Below are 565 nucleotides of genomic sequence, written 5' to 3'. Positions count from 1 at the left end.
TAACGGGCAAGGCGTTGCTAAACGGGCTGGGCAATTTCGTACAGCGAGGTGCTTTCCAGTGCTCTGGCACCGAATTCGATCAGTTTGGCACCCAGTTGGTAGCCCTGCGTTGGGACATGGCGCAGGTAGCGTTGTTCCACCAGAACGGTGACTAAACGATGGGTTGTGCTCCGGGTCGTGCCGGTGAACTCGCCGATACTTTTTAGGTCATGGCAGCCGTTATAAACAGCATTAAGAACCGCCAGTCCACGTAATAACGTTTGTGCGCCTGCGGTGGTTGAAGAGGTTCCTGCCATACGTTTCTCCTGATGATATTGCTGAAGTGTTCCACATAATGACGTGGGGAAAAGGTGATATATCCCACAATATAAACTCCATCTCATATTGTGGGATAAAATAATGAAAATTAACGATCGTTTTGCGTAGCGCCTCGCAGGAAACTTCTTTCAAACTGGACGTTTGTACAGCACAATTCTATTTTGTGCGGGTAAGTTGTTGCGTCAGGAGGCGTTGTGGATTTCTCAATCATGGTTTACGCAGTTATTGCATTGGTGGGTGTGGCAAT

Annotated in this window: 1 pseudogene; it reads right to left on the bottom strand. The window is 48.3% G+C overall.

Going from position 1 to position 565, the window contains the following annotated elements:
• Window positions 1-20 precede the first annotated feature (20 nt).
• Window positions 21-296 (bottom strand): annotated as a pseudogene (locus ACS8YF_RS20035) (helix-turn-helix domain-containing protein); the annotation flags it as partial.
• Between the last annotated feature and the right edge of the window lie 269 nt (window positions 297-565).

This window comes from Salinisphaera sp. SWV1, assembly GCF_052044155.1.
In the GTDB taxonomy this organism is placed as follows: Bacteria; Pseudomonadota; Gammaproteobacteria; order Nevskiales; family Salinisphaeraceae; genus Salinisphaera.
Note: the sequence above shows the minus strand (reverse complement) of the source record. Positions and strands in the feature narration are given on the sequence as shown.